The organism is Gordonia sp. 852002-50816_SCH5313054-c (assembly GCF_001665925.1).
Classification (GTDB): domain Bacteria; phylum Actinomycetota; class Actinomycetes; order Mycobacteriales; family Mycobacteriaceae; genus Gordonia; species Gordonia jacobaea.
Genome location: NZ_LZTE01000027.1, coordinates 1 through 19,475, shown reverse-complemented (window position 1 = coordinate 19,475; position 19,475 = coordinate 1). Strand labels below are relative to the sequence as shown.

Here is a 19,475-nt window from a genome sequence, read left to right as displayed (position 1 = left end):
CCACTGCACCCGCGCCCAGCGGGCCAACAACCAGCAATTCCACTGCTGAGCAGTGCCCGGCTAACTTCGAAGAGCCCCTTTCTCGGGCCGAACGGAGCAGGTAAGACCACGACACTCGACATGGTTCTCGGTCTGACACAACCGGATTCGGGCACCGTCGAGGTATATGGCCTGTCGGCCAGGAAGGCCGCGCGGACCGGCCGCGTCGCCGCGGTTCTGCAGAGCGGCGGTCTGCTCCACGACTTCACGGTCGAAGAGACCATGCGAATCATCGCGGATCTGCATGGGCGCACGCGCGACGTCGAATCAGCGATGGCACGTGCAGGCATCGCGGAGATCGCCGGGCGCAAGGTTTCCCGATGCTCGGGCGGCGAGCAGCAACGTCTCAAGTTCGCGTTGGCGACGCTGCCCGACCCCGACCTCATCGTGCTCGACGAGCCGACGGCCGGAATGGACGTGGAGTCACGGCGTGCCTTCTGGTCGGCGATTCGTGCCGATGCCAGCGCAGGCCGCACCGTCGTCTTCGCCACCCACTATCTCGAAGAGGCCGACGACTTCGCCGACCGCATCGTCATGGTCTCGCACGGACGCGTCGTCGCCGACGGTTCGACGGCCGAGATCCGCAACGTCGCAAGTCGACGTGTGGTGTCGGCGATCATCGACGACACCGCCATTGCCGCCGTCGGTGCGGCGATTCCCGATCTCGAGGTGGTCGAGCGCCGGGGTGGACGAACGTATCTGTCCGCCAACGATTCCGATGCCCTCGCGCGGTGTCTCCTGACCACGACCGACGCACGCGAGCTCGAGGTCGCGACCCACAACCTCGAAGACGCCTTCATCGCGCTCACCACCGACTGACCAGCACACCCCCGCATACCGAAAGGCTCGACCACCATGAACGTGCATACCGCCGACGCACCGACCACGACGGCGTCGGACTCCCTTCGGGGGTTCTTCGCCTCACCCACCTATCTCCGCCTCGACATCCGTCGTGTCATGCGCAATCGTCGCGCGATGATCTTCACCGTCGTGATGCCCGCCCTGCTCTACCTCGCCTTCGGAGCAACCCAGACGACAAGCGATGCAGTGGGATCCGGCAACGTCGCCTTCTACGTTCTCATCGGCATGGCCGTCTACGGGGCGATCCTCGCTGCAGCCACGAATGCCGCGTCGGTGGCGATCGAGCAACAAGCAGGGTGGACGCGAACGCTCATGATGACGCCGCTGCAACCCGCGGGTTACGTGGCAACGAAAATCGGTGTGGCCCTTGCGATGGGGGCACTGCCGATCGCGGTGCTCTGCATCGCCGGAATCGCCACCGGTGCGCACGCACCCTTCGGCATCTGGATCGCATGCCTGCTGCTCGGATGGATCGGAGCGTCGGTGTTCGCGGCGTTCGGCCTCGCAGTGGGCAGCCTCATGCGGTCCGACGGGGCGATGCAGGTGATGGGTGGCGTACTGGCGCTCCTCGCCTTCGCAGGCAACGTCTTCGTTCCACTCAAGGGAACCATGCTGACCATCTCCCAGTTCACCCCGATGTTCGGAGTGGTGACCCTGGCGCGCTACCCCCTCGACCACGGCGTGACGGTGTACGGGACGCATATCGGACTCTGGGTCGCGGTCGCCAATCTGGTCATCTGGGCCGCAGTGTTCTCGGTCGCTGCCGCGGTCTTCTACAGTCGCAGTACACAGCGCCAGTGAGTGCGCGAGACCAACGACGGACCAGCAGGAGAACACCGCCATGACGATCGGGAGTGCGTGATGGCACGGCGGTTCGGCTCGGCCGGCGCGGTGACACCCTGGCGCAATCTGCGCTGGGTGTTCACCGCCGTCTGGCTCATTTTTCTCGCATACCCCATCGGCGCCGTCGCGACCTCCGACCATTCCACCGCGACAAAGGCGATCGGATTCACCCTCCTGACCCTGTTCGCACTGTCCTACCTGTTGGCGAGCGTGTACCTGCTCACCGGCACGGCAGAGACCGATCTGCGCGGCGTCCCCTTGTTCGTACTTCTCGTGCTCCTCATGGTCGGGCTGTTCCCGATCATCGACGAGAACGCCTTCGGCGCAGCGCCATTCCTGATGGTCGTCGCCGCGTTCTGCTTTCCGACACGATGGGCACTGATCTGCGTCGCCGCCGTCGTCGTCGCCTCGGTCGCCCTCCCCCGCCTGTTCGGGTGGCACACCGATGCCAGCATCGTGCTCGTCCTGCTCGCCGTCGGACTGACCATGCTCGGATTTCGATTCGTCGCGGTGCGCGAGGGCGAGCGCGAACGCGAGGAGGAGCGTCGACGAGAACTCAACGCACGACTGGCAGTCGTCGCAGAACGCGAGCGCGTCGCCCGCGACGTCCACGACATCCTCGGCCACTCGTTGACGGTCATCAGTGTGAAAACCGAACTCGCACAGCGTCTCATCGAGCTCAATCCAGAACGCGCGCAGCGAGAACTGGGTGAGGTCAATCAGTTGACCCGCGACGCGCTCGCGCAGGTGCGCACGACCGTCGGACGCATACGCACACCGGATCTGCCCGACACCATCGCAGGCGTCGACAGCGCGTTGCACGCGGCGGACATCGTGGCAACGTTGCCTGAGCCGACCGTCGACACCCTCCACGCCGAACTCTTCGCCTGGGTGTTGCGCGAGGCCGTCACCAACGTCGTCAGACACAGCGGAGCACAGCACTGCGAGGTGCTGATCGACGGATCGTCGATGTCGGTTCACGACGACGGACGCGGTCTCGGCGACGCCGAGCACGGTAACGGGTTGCGCGGCCTTCGTGAGCGCGTCGAATCCGCAGGCGGCACAGTGCACTTCGACTCTGATTCGACGGGAACGACAGTGCGGGTGCAGATCTCATGACCGACTCGATCCGACTACTCCTCGCCGACGACCAGGCGCTCGTCCGGGGCGCGCTGGCCGCACTGCTCGACCTCGAACCCGACCTCGACGTGGTCGCCCAGGTCGGCCGGGGCGACGAGGTGGTCGAGGCCGCACGCGCATCCGACGCGCAGGTCTGCCTACTCGACATCGAGATGCCCGGAGCCGACGGCATCGAGGCCGCTGCGGCGATACGCACACAACTTCCGCAGGTGCGTTCGCTGATCGTGACCACGTTCGGCCGTCCGGGTTACCTCCGTCGCGCGATCGACGCGGGAGCATCGGGATTCGTCGTGAAGGACACCCCCGCTGCACAGCTAGCCGATGCCGTCAGACGTGTGCACGCGGGACTGCGCGTCGTCGACCCGACGCTCGCGACGGAAAGTCTTGCCAGCGGCGAGAATCCGTTGACCGCGCGCGAAACCGATGTGCTGCGCGCAGCGATGTCGGGCGCGACGGTCGCAACGATCGCGGCGCAGGTCCATCTCTCGGCAGGCACCGTGCGCAACCACCTGTCGTCGGCCATCGGGAAGACCGGCGCGAGCACACGCGGCGAGGCCGCGCACATCGCGCGCGACCGCGGCTGGATCTGACACCTCTTCCCCGCAGAAAGTTGCAGCCCACAGGCCTCTCACATGTACCGGTACATACGGAGGCCACAGGGGGCGCAGTTTTCTGCGCGACGGTTCCCATCCGCGGCCCGCACCTGCTCCGAATCGCTGATGCTCGTCCACCGACATACCTCATCTACCGATACAAGGAGCTTCACATGCGGAACACAGCCCGAATCGCATTGGGTGCACTGGTCGCAACGGCAGGCGCGGGAGCAATCGCATTCGCCGCGGCACCCGACGCCGCTGCCGCACCGACGATCTGTCCGGCCCTGCCGGGACAGAGTTCGACAATGCCTGGCTGCACAGCAGATTCCGGACCAACAGGACTGAGCTTGGCGGTCGTCGACAACGGCGGTACAGCGTCGTCGAAGGCAGACAACTATGCCGGTCCCGCGGCAATTGCGGTGGGCCCCAAGGCTTCAGTGACGATGACCGGTATCAAACCGGGACTTGCGATCGGCATCGCCGGACCGGGCGCCACCGTGGTGGTCGACGGTAAGAACGGACCCACCTGCACCGGTGGAACCTCGTTCGCGGGCGACTTCCAAACCCTCAAGGGCTGCTGGAAGCCCTGAGCCAGAACGTCTTTCACTCACCTATGACCGCCAGCGCCGGGCGGTGCTACAGGTGTAGCCCTCGAAGGTAGGCAGCCTGCCCGAGGTGCTTCGCGTCGTCGTCGACGATGCTGACCAGGCGCACACCGAGCGTAACGGGAGGGTCCCAGCGATCGTCCACGATGCGGTCGAGGTCGGCATCGTCGAGCGTCGCGAGGTAGGCGACCGATGCGTCGTGCGTGGCGTCGTAGTAGCCGAGCAGCTGGTCGGGTTCGGCTACTACGCGTCGAGTCTCCTCGGGCGATTGCCCATAGCCGGTGGCCTCCTTGCCGAACGGCAGAGCAAAACTCTCGTACCACCCATCTCGGGTCCAGACCTGATCGAAGCCTGCGACGTCGGCGATCTGCGCGTCCTGGACTCGCGTGAGGTGCCAGATCAGCCAGGCAATGGTGTTGGCCCCCGGCGCCACCGTGAGGCCCAGTCGCTCTTCGTCGATTCCGTCGAGGACACCGTGGACCCCGTCCTTGATGCGGCCCAATCCGTCGAGGAGAACTTCCGAGGCATTCATGCCACTCATTCGTACCCCTTTGGCCCGCGGTGTGCACAAACCTGGCGTAACCCGGCGTCACGCCGGACGATCAGCCGAGTGTCTGACAGCCATCACCCTTCCGCCCCGAGTTCGCGATCGACCGCACCGCGACCCATCCGGTTCAACGCATTCGACATGAACTGCGTCGCGCACCAATCCCCCGGCCTCTGGCGTCACCCCGCTGACCGATCGTGGGACTACAACACCCTCGACTACTGGGTCGACCTTGCCCGACTGCTGGAAACAGGCGGATTCGACGGCCTGTTCATCGCCGACGTACTCGGCACGTACGACGTCTACGCGGGCACCGACGAGGCCGCGATCAGGCAGGGCGCGCAGATTCCCGTCAACGACCCGCTGCTGCTGGTGTCGGCCATGGCGCATGCCACAGAGCACCTCGGCTTCGGGATAACGACGGGCACCGGATTCGAGCATCCGTATCCGTTCGCGCGCCGATTGTCGACGCTGGACCATCTCACCAAGGGCAGAATCGGCTGGAACGTGGTGACCGGCTACCTGCCCTCGGCCGCGCGCAACATGGGCGACGACGATCAGCTCGCGCACGACGACCGCTACGACCACGCCGACGAGTACCTGACCGTGCTCTACAAACTCTGGGAAGGCTCGTGGGAGCGCGACGCGGTACTCCGCGACCGCAGCTCCGGTGTGTTCGCCGACCCGTCGAAAGTCCACCACGTCGGACACCGCGGTAAGCACTTCACCGTGCCGGGCATCCATTTGTCGGAGCCGTCGCCGCAGGGCTCACCCGTCATCTACCAGGCCGGAGCCTCACCTCGCGGACGACGCTTCGCTGCGCAGAATGCCGAAGCCATCTTCGTCGCGGCTCCCACCAAGCAGATCCTGCGCGAGACCGTCGCCAAGATCCGCGAGGAACTCGTCATCGCGGGTCGCGATCCCTACGACGCACGGATCTACACGCTCCTGACGATCATCACCGACGCCACGCCGGAGGCCGCACGCGCCAAGGCGGCCGAATATCAGCGACTGGCCAGCGACGAGGGTTCACTGGTGTTCATGTCGGGCTGGATGGGTATCGACCTCGCGTCGTATGACCTCGACGAACCGATCGGCAACGTGGCGAGCAACGCGATCCAGTCCGCGGTGGCCGCCTTCCAGCAGGCGTCCGACACCGGCGAGCAGTGGCGAGTTCGCGACATCGCGGCATGGGGTGGCATCGGCGGTATGGGGCCCGTGCTGATCGGGTCGGGCGACGAGGTGGCACAGGCCCTCCTCGAGTGGGCCGCCGAAACCGACGTCGACGGCTTCAACCTCGCGTACGCCGTGACGCCCGGCACCTTCTCCGACGCCATCACCCATGTGGTGCCCGCGCTGGAGCGGCGAGGTGCCTACGAGCGGGAGTACGTGCCGGGCACGTTGCGCAACAAGCTGTTCGGACGAGGTGATCTGCTTCCGGACAACCACCGCGGAGCGTCGTACCGAGTCGGGGGCGCAGGTTCGACCATCGACGACTCGGTCCGCGACGCGGCAGCGCGAGTCGGCACCGATGCGGCAGCACGAGTCGACACCGATGCGGCAGCACGAGTCGGTACCGACACGGTCGGTGCCGCAACGCGCTGACCCGCCGCCTAAGGTGGCGGGGTGAGTCGCGATTCCGGACCCCACCGCACGCACGTCGGACACTCGCACAGTCATTCGCTGTCGGAGATTCCGGCGGCGTTGTCTCCGTTCGCGAAACGATTCGTCGTCGTCACCCTGACGATTGCCGGAATCGCCGTCATCGTCGGGATGGTGCTGCTGTGGCCGTCAGGTGGGAGCCATCCGATTCCGCCGCAGTTCCGAGGCGCTGACGGCGGAGCGATCACGACCGTTTCGGGCAAGGTGGTCGGACAATCACGTGGCCCCTGCCTCAACCAACTCGTCGGAACCGCGCAGGATTCGCCTGACTTCGGCACGACGCCGACTCCGAACGGCCCGTGCATCGAGAACACCGTCAAGCTCGAATCGGGAAGTGACTCAGGCAAATACACATTGCTCGAGATCCCGACGAATCGGGCGCAGGCCGGCAGCGGACCAGACAGCGTCGCGCCCGACCCGTCGACCCTCGACGAACCGCAAGCGGGCCAACCGTCTCTCTCCCCGGGCGACGCCATCCGGCTGAGTACCGTGCCCGGGCCCGACGGCGCTCCGCGCTACACGTTCTTCGACTTCTCGCGTGGGATACCGACGCTGATCTGGGCGGTGCTGTTCGTGGGCGCCGTGGTCCTGGTGGCGGCCTGGCGTGGCCTGCGGTCCATCATCGGTCTCGTCTTCGCCTTCGCCGTGCTCGGCGTGTTCACCCTGCCCGCGATTCTCGACGGCGAGTCGCCCGTCGCGGTGGCCGTGGTGTCATCAGCCGCGATTCTCTTCGTCGTTCTGTATCTGGCGCACGGCATCAGCCTGCGGACGAGCTCTGCGCTCTTGGGCACTCTGAGTTCACTCGTGCTCGCAGGCGTGCTGAGCTGGCTCGCGATCAGGACCATGCATCTCACCGGCTTGTCGGGCGATCAGACCACCAACCTGCAGGTCTACCAGGGCAGCATCTCGATCAGCGGCCTGCTGCTCGCCGGATTCATCATCGGCACCCTCGGCGTTCTCAACGACGTCACGATCACCCAGGCGTCGGCGGCGTTCGAACTCGCGGGCGCGGGAGAACCGACCCGCCTCGCAACTTTCCGGGCAGCGATGCGCGTCGGCCGAGACCACATCGCGAGCACCGTCTACACCCTGGTCTTCGCATACGCGGGCAGCGCTCTACCGTTGCTCCTGTTGTTCTCGGTTGCCCGGCAACCCTTCTCGTCTCTGCTGACCACCGACGCCGTCGCCGTCGAATTGGCCCGATCTTTCGTCGGCGGCATCGCCATCGCGCTATCCGTGCCCCTGACCACTGCGATCGCCGCCGCCCTCACCTATCCGACGCCCCGTGCCGCCGACCCGGAAGTCCACACGACGCCCCGCGCCGCCGAACCGGAAGCCCACACGACGCCCCGTGCCGCCGAACCGGAAGCCCGCGCGTCGCGCCGCGCGGTAGAGCAGGAAGAGCGCCAGGCGCACGAGCCTCGGACGCCTGTGCGCGGGAGGAGCGTCCCACCTTCGCCGCCCCGCTCGGGCCGCCACTCCATGCCGGAGTGACACCGCGGACTGGGCGCCTCACACCGCCGACTGGGCGCCTCACACCGCCGACTGGGCGCCTCACACCGCCGACTGGGCGCCTCATACCGTCGAGTGTGCGCAGTTCAGAGCACAGAGCACTTCCCCGCCGGAATCGACGTGAAGTTCTGGCCGAGCCAATCGCCGACCTTGGTCAGCATCTTTGTGCCGTCCTCGAATTTGCCGCTGGCCGGGCGGGCAGCCATCGCAACCGCGACCTCCCCCTGGTCGGTTGAGATGAGGCCGAGCTGGCGCACCAGGTATCCCGGCGCCGCGTCGGTGGCAGGCCCCCATCCTCCCTTCACCGCGGTGACCGCGTGCCGCTTGGGACCGAGGTCGGCGATGCCCCACCGCTGGTTCGGTGCCACCGAGCCCATGTGGTCGAGGATGTTCTTACTGTTCGGCATGCACGGCAGGTGCGCGCCGAATCGGGCCTGGTCGGCCAGCGCCCACTGTGTGTAGCCCGGATACGAACGCGGAGTGTCGATCTCGGAACTGACCCGAGTCGCCATGTCATGACCTTCGCGCAGGACGGCGGTCACCGCGTCGACCGACGCCTTGCCACCCCCGAGTGATCCCCACAGGTCACCTGCTGCGTCATTGTCGGAGAACGTGATCGCCTTGTCCTCCTTGACGAGGATCGACGCACCGTTCTTACGCTCGGCCGCCAGTGCGACGGGGACCTTGAAGGTCGACCACGCCCGCCCCGTTTTGAGCGTCCCGAAGGACTGCGCGGCGTCGGACCCGACGGGCACCAACGACACACCGAGCTGGCCGGGAGTCGCTTTGCGTATCGACTTCTGCGCGACCGCCCAGCTATCCGCGAGCCGCTTCGCCGGAGGCACCGGTGGGCGCAACCACGTCGCGATCGGCTCAGGGAGCGGCGGCAGTCGAAACGGCGCCGGGGCCGCATGTGCGCTGCCGGCGCCGAGGACGACCGCAGTCACAGCAACGACGATCACCACACAAAGTCGTTTGTAAGAAGTCACATCTGTCCCTCTGGTCACTTGAGTAACAGACGTTACGGCCCTGCCGCGCCCCAAGCGACCCCGAGGGCGTCACAACTCGGTATCGCCCAACGCCCTGGCGGGAGGCGCGCACAGATGGGCATCCTCAGCCCGGCTGCCCGACGTTCCTGCCCGACGCGACAACGAGCCTCACCAGTTCGGCACCCGCAACCGCCCTCTCGAGTTCTTTCGCTCGCGCCACGTCGTCGGCGGCCGAGGGTGTCTGCCACCCAGCGACCGGCGACAGGGAACCATCGAGAAACAGCTCTCGACACCGGCTGCGCTGGATCTTGCCGCTCGATGTCGTCGGGATCGACTGTGGATCGACCAGAAACACCGAATGAGGATCGACGCCGTACCGGTCGGCCACAACCACCCGCACGCTTTCGATGATCTCGGCGAGCGCATCCGCATCGAGCGCGCCCGCACCCTCGCGATCGACATCGACTTCCTGGACGATGACCAGTCGTTCGGCCGCGCGCAATCCCGGCGTGAACGCGAATGCCGCTCCACGACCAGACAGCAGAGACGCGTGGCAACCCTGCACGGAGAACTCGATGTCGTTGGGATAGTGGTGCCCGCCGCGAATCACGACGAGATCTTTGCACCGTCCGGTGACGAACAACTCGCCGTCACGAAGAAACCCGAGGTCGCCGGTGCGCAGGAACGGCCCGACGCCGGTGTCGGCGATCGACGCACCAAAGGTGTGCTCGGTTTCCTCGGGTCGACGCCAGTACCCAGCCCCGACACTGCTACCTGCACACCAGATCTCACCGACCCGTCCTTCTCCGCACCGCACCCGCGTCACCGGATCGACGATCGCCACCTCGCCGGCGCGCGGCTCTCCACACCCGACGACGGTCATGGCACCTGATGTCGTCGACTCCCCCGACACCGCCTCAGCAGTCGCCGCGCCCAATGTCATTGACTCGGCGGGAAACTCGCACTCGACGACCCTGTCTTCTGCGAGCGCCTCACGATCGAGATGCACCACGCGAGGCGACGCCGGATCGGGCCGGCCCGTGACGAGAAGTGTCGCTTCAGCCAGGCCGTAGACCGCGGAGAACGCCTCTCGCGCGAATCCAGCCGGAGCGAATCCCTCTGCGAATCGTCGCAGTGTTGTCTCCTGTACGGGCTCGGCGCCATTCATGGCGGTGCGCAACGCCGAAAGATCAAGTGCTGCACGTTCTTCGGCAGTGCTGTGTTCAATGCACAACTCGTAGGCGAAGTTTGGCGCGACGGTGTATGTCGCCGCCGACGTGGAGAGCAGTTCCATCCACGCCATTGGTCGTTTGATGAACGCCGTCGGCGACATGAAATGTGCTGTGCAGCCGAGATAAATCATCGACAGCACACCGCCGATCAGTCCCATGTCATGGTGAGAAGGAAGCCAGAATGCTCCGACGTCAGAGTCGGTACCGTTCCACGACGAACGGATGGCCTCCATATTCCGCATCAGGTTGTCATGTTTGAGGACAACGCCTTTCGGCGTCGTGGTCGATCCTGATGTGTACTGGATCATCGCGACCGTCGTCGCGTCGATGTCCGGCGCCACCCAGTCGTCGGCGTCCGCGGTAACCTCATCCATCAGGCCCCAGTTGAGATCGCCGCCCTCACCGAGGGCGTCGAGCATTGTCTTGATCCCCGGCTGGGTCTCCGACACTCCCAGCGCGAAACGAGCACGTGCATCGGGCACTACCGACGACAGTCGAGGGGCAAGTCGCTCATGCACGGGTACCGCGACCGCACCGGCGTAGACACATCCGAAAAAGCCTGCGATGTGGTCTAATCCGGGTCGACAGAGCACCAGCACGCGCTCGCCCGCCGCACCCTTGCTCTGCAACTCGGCGGCGATCGCACGAGCCCTGGTATCCAGATCCCGATAGGTCAACACACTCGTGTTCTCACCGTCGCCGTTGTACGAGAAGGCAAAGGCGACCTTGTCGGCGTACCGCGCCGCCCGCTGCCGGAGCAGTTCGAGCAGAGTGTCGTCGGTGAGTTTTGCATGCTTGGACATCGGCCACCTTCGTCGGTCGTGATCTCGGTGCCGCGTCGAGTTCGCGGCGCCGTAAGACGACGACCCGTCTTTCGCGTTCTGTTCGGGTCGTCGGGCGCGAGGGACGATACCCGAGCCGCGGTCGGCGGATGCCACTTTTCTCAGGTTCCACAGCTCACTACGCCACCGGAACCTACCCGCCGGTACTGAAATATCACGAATCCCCGACTAACTATCGCTAGGTCAGCTATCGCCCTGACCTGGCTCTTTAATGATCTAACACCGCGAAACACCCCTAGTTAATGCTTCGTGTACCAAAACAAACTTTTCGAAAAGCCCCTCTCTCAGCTCCTTCTGGCTCTACGTTCAGACCGCACTCAAGTTCTTGCACATGCCCCGAGGAGAGTCCGTGCAGCGTTCAGCTCCAATCGCCCTGCAAGGCGATATCGAAGTTCCCAAAAAAGCCCCCCGTGCGTGGGTTGCCGCAGGTGTTGCCATCGCCGGCGCGAGCGTCATGGCCGTCGCGCCCGGCGTTCATTCCGAGGTACCCACCGCATACAAGGCAACCACCGAGGCGACCGTTCGTCTCGCCGCCGACTGGAAGCCACTCGAGCCGTACATCGACGCCTTCAACGAGGCGTCGAAAAATGCTGCGACTCTTGCCCATAACTACTTCCTGGCTCCAGGGCTGCCCCTGCAGCAGATCATTTCCAATCAGTCGAAGTATCTCAACGACGTTCTGAACGATCCGTCACAGGCCGACGATGTCTTGAAGAAGATGCGGGCCAACCTCGAAGCCGTGATCACCGGTGTCACCGGTATCGGCGCGAGCGACGAGACGCTCGCGCAGACGAAAGATCACACGGTCGACGGCCTGCACGGGCTGGTGCTGCAGTTGCTACCGCAGTTTCTTCCTGAGGGCGGACCGATCGATCCGGCGACGATCACCGCGATCATGAACGTGTTGGCGTCGCCGATGAGTGGCGTGCTCATCGGTCTTGTCGGCCCCGTGATCAGCCCGGCAGTCGCCGTACTCAACAGCGGAATCGCCATCGCGGCCGCGATCCAAGCGGGCGATCCCGATGCGGTCTTTTCCGATGTGTTCTCCGCTCCGGCCAACGTCGTTGGAGCGGTTTTCAACGGTGCAACACTCGATCTCACCGCTCTGACTCCGATCATCAACGAGACCGGCCTACTCGGTAGCACGACACTGAACTCACTCGACATCGCCTTCGGCGGCCTGTTCACCCCTGGTTCGGTCGGACGCGGGTCCTACGACGGCCCCAACGGCACGTCGATCACCGCGCCAGGCGGGTCGATCCTGAACAGCGTCGGCATGAATGTCACTACAGATGCGTTGGGTTTCCCCCTCACCCTCGACATTCCTGGCCAAGCTGTCGGCCCCATCGGCGCAATGGAGGGTCTGTCACAGACCGTGGGAGTGCTCCTCGGCGACGGCTGGGATGGCAAGAACGGCAAGCCGGTTCCGCCCCTTGCCGGTGTGGAGTTCCCGACGATCAGCGACAAGGCCGCAGACAATTGGGCTGCGGCCATCCAGAAGCTGGCCGACACCTTGCTGGGCAAGAAGGATTCCGAGACAACCCCGTCGCCGGATACCGCCGTCGCGACAACCAGCGTCGCGCTGGACTCTGTGGAGTCCGAGTCTGCGAAGGCTGAATCGGCGAAGACCGAAGTCGCACAGACGGAGTCGAGCTCGACGCCGGCGGGTTCGTCCGCCGAAGCCCGGACCTCCTCCGCGGCGGAGGAATCCACCTCGGCGAGCCCGACCACCCAGCCCTCGAGCAGTCAACGCTCGAGTTCGGCGACCGCCCCGGCATCGTCGTCTACCGATGCGTCCTCTGAGTCTTCGGATTCGACGCACGGCTCCGCGTCGAGCGGATCGTCGACGTCGACCGCGGGCGCCGACGCGGACACCACGAGCTCTGCGGACACCAAGGGCTCAGCGGACGCCGGGACCAGTTCGTCCTCGGACACGTCGAGCAAATCGAGCGAATCGAGTGGCGCGGCATCGAGTTCGAGCGATTCGACGTCGTCTGCCAGTACCGACTGACCTGTCACTGAGCGCCGACACGGCGGAGCGCCGGATCCGGTACAGGGTCCGGCGCTCTGCTCGTTGTCGTTCCGTCGGAGGCGGGTTGCGAAGGGTGTGCGCTGGGGATCAGCAGGCACCGCGCGGAAGTCGAGCGGCGTTGCGGTTGAGCCAATTTCCGATCGCGTTGAGTGCGGCGATACCGCCCGACATCGAGCCACCCGCGGCGCTCATGGCGACGGCGGTCTGTCGTCCGTCGGAGAATGTGATGAGTCCGATCTGCCTGACCAGGTACGAGCCGTCGACGCCAGGACCCCAACCACCTTTCACTGCAGTCGATCTCGGCGTCGACATCACTTCGATGCCCCACTGCTGGTTGCCTGCGACCTGCCCCATCAACGACACGACGTGCGCTGTTCCCGGCATGCATGGCAGATGGGCGGTAAACGTGGCAGCGGCAGGCAACGTCCACACGGTCTGCCCGAAGACGGTGAATCCGGCGCGCAATCTCTGCGCAGGTACGGTCGACTGAGTGTCGCCACCCTCGCGCAGCACCGCGGTCACCTTACGGGCGGCGACAGCATCGCTCCCCAACGACGACCACAGCGCCTCGGCATAAGCGTTGTCGGAGTTGATGATCGCGTTCGATTCAGCGGTCGACGGACCGTTCTGCCGCTCGGCCGCGACGGCAAGCGGCACCTTGATCGTCGACCACGCCACCTGAGGTGTGTTGTCGCCCAGCATGATCGGGCGGCTGTCACCGCGGCCGACCGGTGCCAGAGCAACTCCGACGGGAACCCCGACCTGTGCAGCCACCGCCCCGAATCCGCGTGCCAGCGGATTCGCGACGGGAGCGCTCGACGACGCAGGCGCAGACGCTTGCGAAGTGTTCGACCCGGTCACCGTCACTGTGACAGGAGTGACCTGGCCGTCACCACGACCCGCCGTCGAACAGCCCGAAACGCCAAGAGCGCATACGGCAACCACGCCGATGACGCCGAGAAGACCGCGGCGGTCAGTAGACATAGACCACCGCGTCGTTGCCGCCGCGGCAGGCGACGACGCCGCCCTCCGGTCCGCACGACATCACGTAGCTCAGTCCGGTGACCGGGCTGTAGGCGCTGATCACCCGCGCCTGCCCCTGCACACCCGTGCGCAGGTACTCGTCGCGGACCGCTTGGGCGAACGAGCAACTTGTCACCGACGTACCCGCGGAAACCCCTGCGCCACAGGAGACCGCGCCCGGCGGCGGGGTCGCGGGCCCGACCGTCACGGTGGAGGTCTGCGGCGGATTGACCGTCTGCGTGACCGTTGGCGTCGCCTCCGTGTCAGTTGTCGAATCCGAGCTCCGATTGAGCAGGAAGTACGCGCCGACGATGAGCAGGCCGATGATCACCAGGACGGCAATGCAGATCAGCACGATCATCACTGATTTGTCGCGCCCCTGCCGACGACCGGGCGGTGGGTACGACTGCGGGTACGCGGACTGCGGGTAGCCGGGCTGGGGATAGCCGGACTGGGGGTACGCGGACTGGGGATAGCCGGACTGCTGGTACGGCCCAGGGGCCGACGGATACGTGGAACCAGGCTGGGGCGGTTCGGAATGGGGAGCTTCGGAACGGGGCGATTCCGGATAGGCGTAGTCGGAGTACACCGGCGGCTCATAGGCACCCGGCCCAGCGCCCTCGGGCGTGCCGGGGTAGATCGACGGATCCGTGTACGCGTGCGTGGAGTTCCCGTACTCACCCGGGTCACTGCCGGTGGGGTCGTTTCGTGCCTGGTCGTCGCCCGGATGGTCATCGGCGGGACCCGACCGATCGTACGGCGTCGGAGTCACAGTGAACACGCCCGATTCGCGAACATACGAGTGAGGATATCCGGAATGCCAGATGATGCACGCCGGATTGGCGTGGGTACACCAGCACAATCCCGCCGTTCAGATGACACGCTCGGATGACCCGACCCCGGATAGCCCCCGCTTCAGATGACCCCGTGAATCGGGGGGCTCTCGCCACGCAACACCCAGCGACCGATGTGCTGGTACTTCCAGCGCACCGGGTCGTGCAGGGTGTGTGTTCTCGCGTTTCGCCAGAACCGATCGAGTGAGAGCTCGGCCGACGCGCTGCGTGTGCCCGCTACCTCGAACAACGCTGAGCTCACCGAATTCGACGCACGGTCGGCGACTGTCTTAGCGACAGCGACGGCAATAGACGCCTGAGCGGTGAGCGCTGGATCGTCGACGTCGTCGGCCGTCGCCGCGTCGACAGCTCTACTCGCCGCGTCGAGCGTCGCTTCTGCCGCCGCGACCTCGACGCCGAGCTCGCCGAAGCGTTGCACCGTCAACAGGTCGGCGTCGGCGCGCTCGACTCCTGCCTCGAACCACGGCCGCGACTTCGTGCGCACGAAGTCGGCCGCTGCGTCGAGTGCGCCGCGCGCGATACCGACGTCGATCGCGACGTGCAGTAGCTGGGCGAATGCGCCGTAGCCGGTCGGTCGAGCGACGGCCGGTGCGCGGGCCACGAGATCGCCCGGGTCCACGTCGACGCCACTGAACCTGACGGTCCCCGACCCGGTGGTGCGCTGACCGAGACCGTTCCAGTCGTCGACGATCTCGACTCCCGGAGCGTCGGACGCCACGAATGCGATGTACTCGCCCGGCTCGAACTCGCCTGCGGCGTCACCTGTTTCGGACTCTTCGGGCAAGCGCGCCAGTACGGCGAGTGTGTGCGCGAACAACGACCCTGTCGCGTAGAACTTCTCGCCGTCGAGCACGAATCGGTCGTCTTGCCGACGCAGCGTGGTGTTGATGTCTGCGACGGTCTTGCCACCCCGCTCCGACTGCGCATTCGCGACCCGACCACCCTGCAGGACATGACCGAAGATGCGCTGCGCCAATGCATCCGGCGCGGCAAGGCGGAGCAGGTTCAGATAGACGAAGTGGCTGTGCGGGATCTGCGCGACGTTGGGGTCCGCGGCCGCGAGTAGTCGGGTGACATCCGCGACAACGCTCGGCGCGAGGTCGGGACCGCCGAATCGCTGCGGGACGGTGATCGCCAGAAGCCCCGACGCCGACAGGTCGTCGATCTCCGCGTACGGGAGTCGGCGATCACGGTCGCGCAACGCGGCATCGACCTCGATCCGCGCCGCGACCTCTCGAGCCTTCGCCAACGCCTCCGCGGCGCTGGTCGGCACGACCACAGGATCAGCGGTCGGTACGGTCTCTGCCGGCCGAGCAGTGAAACCTTCTGGCGCCCTTGATGTGTGGGGGTCTGTCGACACCGTCAGACCGTCGCGCTGCGGTCGGCGAGTTCGAGTTCGCGCACCAGCGGCAGCACACGCTCGCCGAAGTACTCGATCTCCTCCTGGAAGTGCAGGAACCCACCGAGGACCAGGTCGACGCCGAGCTTCTTGTACGCGACGATGCGCTCGGCGACCTGCTCCGGGGTACCGATCAGTTGCGTACGGAAGCCGTCGTTGTACTGCACCAGATCCTCGAACGACGAGTCGGCCCACATGCCCTTCTTGTCGCCGGTCGAGCTGCCCGCCTGCTGTACCGCACTCCGAAAGCCTTCGACCGCAGGCTTGTTCGCCTTCTCGACGATCTCGCGCAGGGTGTCACGCGCCTCCGCTTCGGTGTCTCGCGCGATGATGAATCCGTTGAGTCCGAAGCGCACTTCGCGGTTGTGTGCGCGGGCCACGGCCCGCAGGTCGTCGAGTTGCTCGGTGACGCCGTCGAAGTCTTTGCCGTTGGAGAAGTACCAGTCGGAGTAGCGGCCACCGTTGTTGCGTGCGGCCGTGGAGTTACCACCTTGGAACAGTTCGGGATTGGGCCGTTCCGGAGTGTTGAGCGGCTTGGGCTTGAGGGTGAAGTCGTGGATGCGGTAGAAGTCTCCGCGGTAGTCGACGTTGTCCTCGGTCCAGATCTTGCGGATCACCTCGAGGAACTCGCCGCTGCGTCGGTAGCGTTCGTCGTGCTCGAGCCAGGGCTCGCCGAGGTGGGTGAACTCGTCCTTGAACCAGCCGCTCACGACGTTGATCGCAAATCGCCCGCCCGACAAGATGTCTGCGGTCGCACCGAACTTGGCGAGCACTGCGGGATGCCACAGTCCGGGGTGGATGGCCGCGATCAGCTTCAGACGTTCGGTCGCACCGAGGAGCGCGAGGCTGAACGACGTCGACTCGTGCTGGAACTCGGCCCCGTAGCTCGCCTCGTACCGCACCTGGCTGAGCGCGTACTCGAATCCGTTGTTCTCGGCAGTCTGCGCGAGGCGCTTGTTGTATTCGAAGTCCCACCCGGTTCGCTGCTCGATGTCGCTCGTCACGAGTCCACCGGATACGTTCGGGACCCAATACGCGAACTTGATCTCGTCGGCGATCTTCTCGGTGGACATGACACTCCTGTTGCTCGGCGGACGTCCGCTCTCGGACACAATCGGAGTTCAGTGTCATCGACGCCGCCGCAGGCGCCCACAGTTGAAATCGGCATGGATTCAAGTCGACGGTATGTGCCGACCTGTTACCTGTTCGACGACGCCGGTCAGCGGTCGTCGGACGGCTCCCACTGCGCCATCCCGAGAAACACGATGACCAGTTGGCGCTGAGTGCGTTCGATGATCGCCGACTCCGCGCCTCTGCCGCGGTGCTCGCCGTCGAGAATGTCGGCGACGGCGGTCAGCATGATGCTCACGATGAGTTCGGCGGCGAGTTCGAGGTCGTCGGCGCTCCAGTCGGCGAGGTCGGGTATCCGCGACAGGTCGATGGCCAGTTCTTTCGAGAACAACCGCAACTCGGTGTCGATGGCCCGCCTGATCTCCGCCAGGCCGCCGTGCTGTTCGCGGATCAGGAAGCGAAACGCCGGTTCGTTGTCGTGCACGTGCTGCAGCAGGATGTCGAGTGAGTTCTTCGCGGTCGGCAGGGCCTGCCGGGCGGCGAGGTCGCGGCGCCCTTCGCGCAACGTGCGTCGCAGCACTCGCATCGAGTCCTCGACGAGCGTGACGCCCAGGTCTTCCATCGACGCGAAGTGCCGGTAGAAGGCGGTCGGGACAATGCCGGCACCCCGCGCGACCTCCCGCAGGCTGATGCTTCCGAAGCTGCGTTCGGCGACGAGATCGAGTGTCGTGCCGATCAACGCCTGCCGGGTGCGGTTCTTGCGGTCGGCGCGAGTCTCGGCGTCAGCCTCCCGACCGCCATGGGCGGAGCCGGAGCGTCGAGTCCTGGTCACCTGCCCGAGCTTATCTTGCCGCAGGTCAGGCCGACCAACCGCAGTCGCTCACGCCGACGCTCCGCCACCCGGTGGGCGACCCCTCAGCCGGCCACCTCGAACAGTCCCGCGGCGCCCATACCTCCGCCGATACACATCGTCACCACGCAATAGCGGACGCCGCGTCGTCGACCCTCGATCAACGCATGCCCGACGCAGCGCGCGCCGGTCATGCCGTAGGGATGACCCACCGAGATACCGCCGCCGTCGACGTTGAACCTCTCCGGATCGATTCCGAGTTCGTCGCGGCAGTAGAGGGCCTGAGACGCGAAAGCTTCGTTGAGCTCCCACAGACCGATGTCGTCGACGGTCAACCCGTGCTGCTTGAGCAGTTTCGGCACCGCGAATACCGGCCCGATCCCCATCTCGTCGGGGGCGCATCCCGCAACGGCCATTCCGCGGTAGACGCCGAGCGGCTGCAATCCACGTCGCGACGCTTCGGCGGCTTCCATCAACACCGACGCCGACGCGCCGTCGGACAACTGCGACGCATTGCCGGCCGTGACGGTCGACGTCGCGGTGACGGCTCCGTCGGGAAGCACCGCGCGCAGACCGGCGAGTGACTCGCTCGTCGTCGAGGGACGGTTGCCCTCATCGCGATCGAGCATGACCTCCTGTTCCGACGTCTCACCCGTTTCCTTGTCGACGACCAGCTTGGTGGTCCGTAGCGGCACGATCTCTTCTGCGAACCGACCTGCCTCCTGCGCTGCCGCGGTCCGCTGTTGGGAGATCAGAGCCAACTCGTCCTGACGCTCACGACTGACGCCGTACCGTTCGGCGACGATCTCCGCGGTCTGCAGCATCGGGATGTAGATATCACCGACATTGGCAACGAGCCACGGGTCCTGAGCCCGGTAGTTGTTCGCGTGGTCGTTCTGCACCAACGAGATCGACTCGACGCCGCCACCGATCGCGATCTCCATGCCGTCGTCGACGATCTGCTTGGCGGCCGTCGCGATGGCCATCAGGCCGGACGCGCACTGCCGGTCGACGCTCATGCCCGACACCGAATCGGGTAGCCCGGCGCGCAGCAGCGCCTGGCGGGCGATGTTGAACCCGGTCGAACCCTGCTGCATGGCGGCACCGAGCACCACGTCCTCGACCTCGCCTCCCTCGATACCTGCCCGCGACACCGCATTCGCGATCGCGTGGCCCGCGAGTTCTTGTGCCTGCGTGTTGTTGAATGCCCCGCGGTACGCCTTGCCGATCGGAGTGCGTGCGGTGGAGACGATGACTGCTTCGCGCATGAGTGTCTATTCTTTCTGGTGCTGGTGTTATCGCTTAGCCTCGATCCACCGATCGGCTTTTGCGGTGTGGTGAAAAGTGTTGAGCACGTTCGGCCTGGGTGGCGGGCATG

The 19,475-nt window shown here is 65.7% G+C and carries 17 protein-coding genes; 8 read left to right on the top strand and 9 right to left on the bottom strand.

All coding sequences use genetic code 11. From position 1 onward, the window contains the following. The first annotated feature begins 3 nt into the window (after positions 1 to 3). From A5788_RS04205 to A5788_RS04185, 5 genes are all read left to right on the top strand, one after another. On the top strand, positions 4 to 858 hold the full coding sequence (locus A5788_RS04205) for an ABC transporter ATP-binding protein (RefSeq protein ID WP_082943103.1): 855 nt from the start codon (positions 4 to 6) through the stop codon (positions 856 to 858). Between the two features lie 36 nt (positions 859 to 894). Continuing rightward, positions 895 to 1,701 carry an ABC transporter permease subunit gene (locus A5788_RS04200; protein WP_064868295.1) on the top strand — a complete coding sequence of 269 codons (807 nt, stop codon included), beginning with the start codon at positions 895 to 897 and terminating at the stop codon, positions 1,699 to 1,701. 57 nt (positions 1,702 to 1,758) lie between these two features. Beyond that, positions 1,759 to 2,862: a sensor histidine kinase gene (locus A5788_RS04195; protein ID WP_442902876.1), complete on the top strand. Its 1,104-nt coding sequence runs from the start codon at positions 1,759 to 1,761 to the stop codon at positions 2,860 to 2,862. Next, positions 2,859 to 3,473 (top strand): response regulator transcription factor, encoded by a 615-nt coding sequence (locus A5788_RS04190; RefSeq protein WP_049699714.1) that lies wholly within the window; start codon positions 2,859 to 2,861, stop codon positions 3,471 to 3,473. Before A5788_RS04195 ends, A5788_RS04190 begins: the two co-directional genes overlap by 4 nt. Positions 3,474 to 3,649: 176 nt before the next feature. Then, on the top strand, positions 3,650 to 4,069 hold the full coding sequence (locus A5788_RS04185) for a DUF6764 family protein (RefSeq protein WP_064868289.1): 420 nt from the start codon (positions 3,650 to 3,652) through the stop codon (positions 4,067 to 4,069). Positions 4,070 to 4,115: 46 nt separating this feature from the next. Here A5788_RS04185 and A5788_RS04180 read toward each other — a convergent pair whose 3' ends face one another. After that, positions 4,116 to 4,616: a mycothiol transferase gene (locus tag A5788_RS04180; RefSeq protein ID WP_064868286.1), complete on the bottom strand. Its 501-nt coding sequence runs from the start codon at positions 4,614 to 4,616 to the stop codon at positions 4,116 to 4,118. Positions 4,617 to 4,694: 78 nt separating this feature from the next. Here A5788_RS04180 and A5788_RS04175 point away from each other — a divergent pair, with 78 nt between their 5' ends. Continuing rightward, on the top strand, positions 4,695 to 6,236 hold the full coding sequence (locus A5788_RS04175; protein WP_269449557.1) for an LLM class flavin-dependent oxidoreductase: 1,542 nt from the start codon (positions 4,695 to 4,697) through the stop codon (positions 6,234 to 6,236). A gap of 21 nt (positions 6,237 to 6,257) precedes the next feature. After that, positions 6,258 to 7,787: a YibE/F family protein gene (locus A5788_RS04170; protein ID WP_064868280.1), complete on the top strand. Its 1,530-nt coding sequence runs from the start codon at positions 6,258 to 6,260 to the stop codon at positions 7,785 to 7,787. 104 nt (positions 7,788 to 7,891) lie between these two features. On the opposite strand, the gene A5788_RS04165 is transcribed toward A5788_RS04170, so the two are convergent. Continuing rightward, the gene (locus A5788_RS04165; protein ID WP_064868277.1) at positions 7,892 to 8,770 is read right to left on the bottom strand and encodes a hypothetical protein; all 879 of its coding nucleotides are present in this window, start codon (positions 8,768 to 8,770) and stop codon (positions 7,892 to 7,894) included. A 148-nt stretch (positions 8,771 to 8,918) separates the two neighbouring features. After that, entirely contained in the window at positions 8,919 to 10,829 is a 1,911-nt protein-coding gene (locus tag A5788_RS04160) for a fatty acyl-AMP ligase (protein ID WP_064868274.1), read from the bottom strand. A gap of 388 nt (positions 10,830 to 11,217) precedes the next feature. Here A5788_RS04160 and gjpA point away from each other — a divergent pair, with 388 nt between their 5' ends. Further along, positions 11,218 to 12,879: an outer membrane porin GjpA gene (gene gjpA, locus A5788_RS04155; protein WP_064868271.1), complete on the top strand. Its 1,662-nt coding sequence runs from the start codon at positions 11,218 to 11,220 to the stop codon at positions 12,877 to 12,879. Between the two features lie 108 nt (positions 12,880 to 12,987). Here gjpA and A5788_RS04150 read toward each other — a convergent pair whose 3' ends face one another. The 6 genes from A5788_RS04150 to A5788_RS04125 all read right to left on the bottom strand — a co-directional run bounded on the left by A5788_RS04150 (position 12,988) and on the right by A5788_RS04125 (position 19,365). After that, positions 12,988 to 13,884, bottom strand: coding sequence for a hypothetical protein (locus tag A5788_RS04150; protein WP_064868268.1), 897 nt, complete (start codon positions 13,882 to 13,884; stop codon positions 12,988 to 12,990). Beyond that, on the bottom strand, positions 13,874 to 14,704 hold the full coding sequence (locus A5788_RS04145; protein WP_231894056.1) for a hypothetical protein: 831 nt from the start codon (positions 14,702 to 14,704) through the stop codon (positions 13,874 to 13,876). Before A5788_RS04145 ends, A5788_RS04150 begins: the two co-directional genes overlap by 11 nt. A gap of 134 nt (positions 14,705 to 14,838) precedes the next feature. Next, the gene (locus A5788_RS04140) at positions 14,839 to 16,056 is read right to left on the bottom strand and encodes an SfnB family sulfur acquisition oxidoreductase (RefSeq protein ID WP_064868265.1); all 1,218 of its coding nucleotides are present in this window, start codon (positions 16,054 to 16,056) and stop codon (positions 14,839 to 14,841) included. Between the two features lie 83 nt (positions 16,057 to 16,139). Continuing rightward, a complete protein-coding gene (sfnG, locus tag A5788_RS04135; RefSeq protein ID WP_049699831.1) occupies positions 16,140 to 17,249 on the bottom strand; it encodes a dimethylsulfone monooxygenase SfnG in 1,110 nt (369 codons plus the stop codon). Positions 17,250 to 17,395: 146 nt separating this feature from the next. Beyond that, positions 17,396 to 18,079, bottom strand: a complete 684-nt coding sequence (locus tag A5788_RS04130; RefSeq protein ID WP_049699724.1) for a TetR family transcriptional regulator — start codon at positions 18,077 to 18,079, stop codon at positions 17,396 to 17,398. An 83-nt stretch (positions 18,080 to 18,162) separates the two neighbouring features. Then, entirely contained in the window at positions 18,163 to 19,365 is a 1,203-nt protein-coding gene (locus A5788_RS04125; protein WP_064868262.1) for an acetyl-CoA C-acyltransferase, read from the bottom strand. Positions 19,366 to 19,475 lie beyond the last annotated feature (110 nt).

Excerpts from the sequence above, each read along its gene's own strand:
- sfnG (WP_049699831.1), bottom strand. The coding sequence starts at position 17,249 with ATGTCCACCGAGAAGATCGCCGACGAGATCAAGTTCGCGTATTGGGTC.
- A5788_RS04180 (WP_064868286.1), bottom strand. The coding sequence starts at position 4,616 with ATGAATGCCTCGGAAGTTCTCCTCGACGGATTGGGCCGCATCAAGGAC.
- A5788_RS04160 (WP_064868274.1), bottom strand. The coding sequence starts at position 10,829 with ATGTCCAAGCATGCAAAACTCACCGACGACACTCTGCTCGAACTGCTC.
- A5788_RS04200 (WP_064868295.1), top strand. The coding sequence starts at position 895 with ATGAACGTGCATACCGCCGACGCACCGACCACGACGGCGTCGGACTCC.
- A5788_RS04190 (WP_049699714.1), top strand. The coding sequence starts at position 2,859 with ATGACCGACTCGATCCGACTACTCCTCGCCGACGACCAGGCGCTCGTC.
- A5788_RS04150 (WP_064868268.1), bottom strand. The coding sequence starts at position 13,884 with ATGTCTACTGACCGCCGCGGTCTTCTCGGCGTCATCGGCGTGGTTGCC.
- A5788_RS04185 (WP_064868289.1), top strand. The coding sequence starts at position 3,650 with ATGCGGAACACAGCCCGAATCGCATTGGGTGCACTGGTCGCAACGGCA.
- A5788_RS04125 (WP_064868262.1), bottom strand. The coding sequence starts at position 19,365 with ATGCGCGAAGCAGTCATCGTCTCCACCGCACGCACTCCGATCGGCAAG.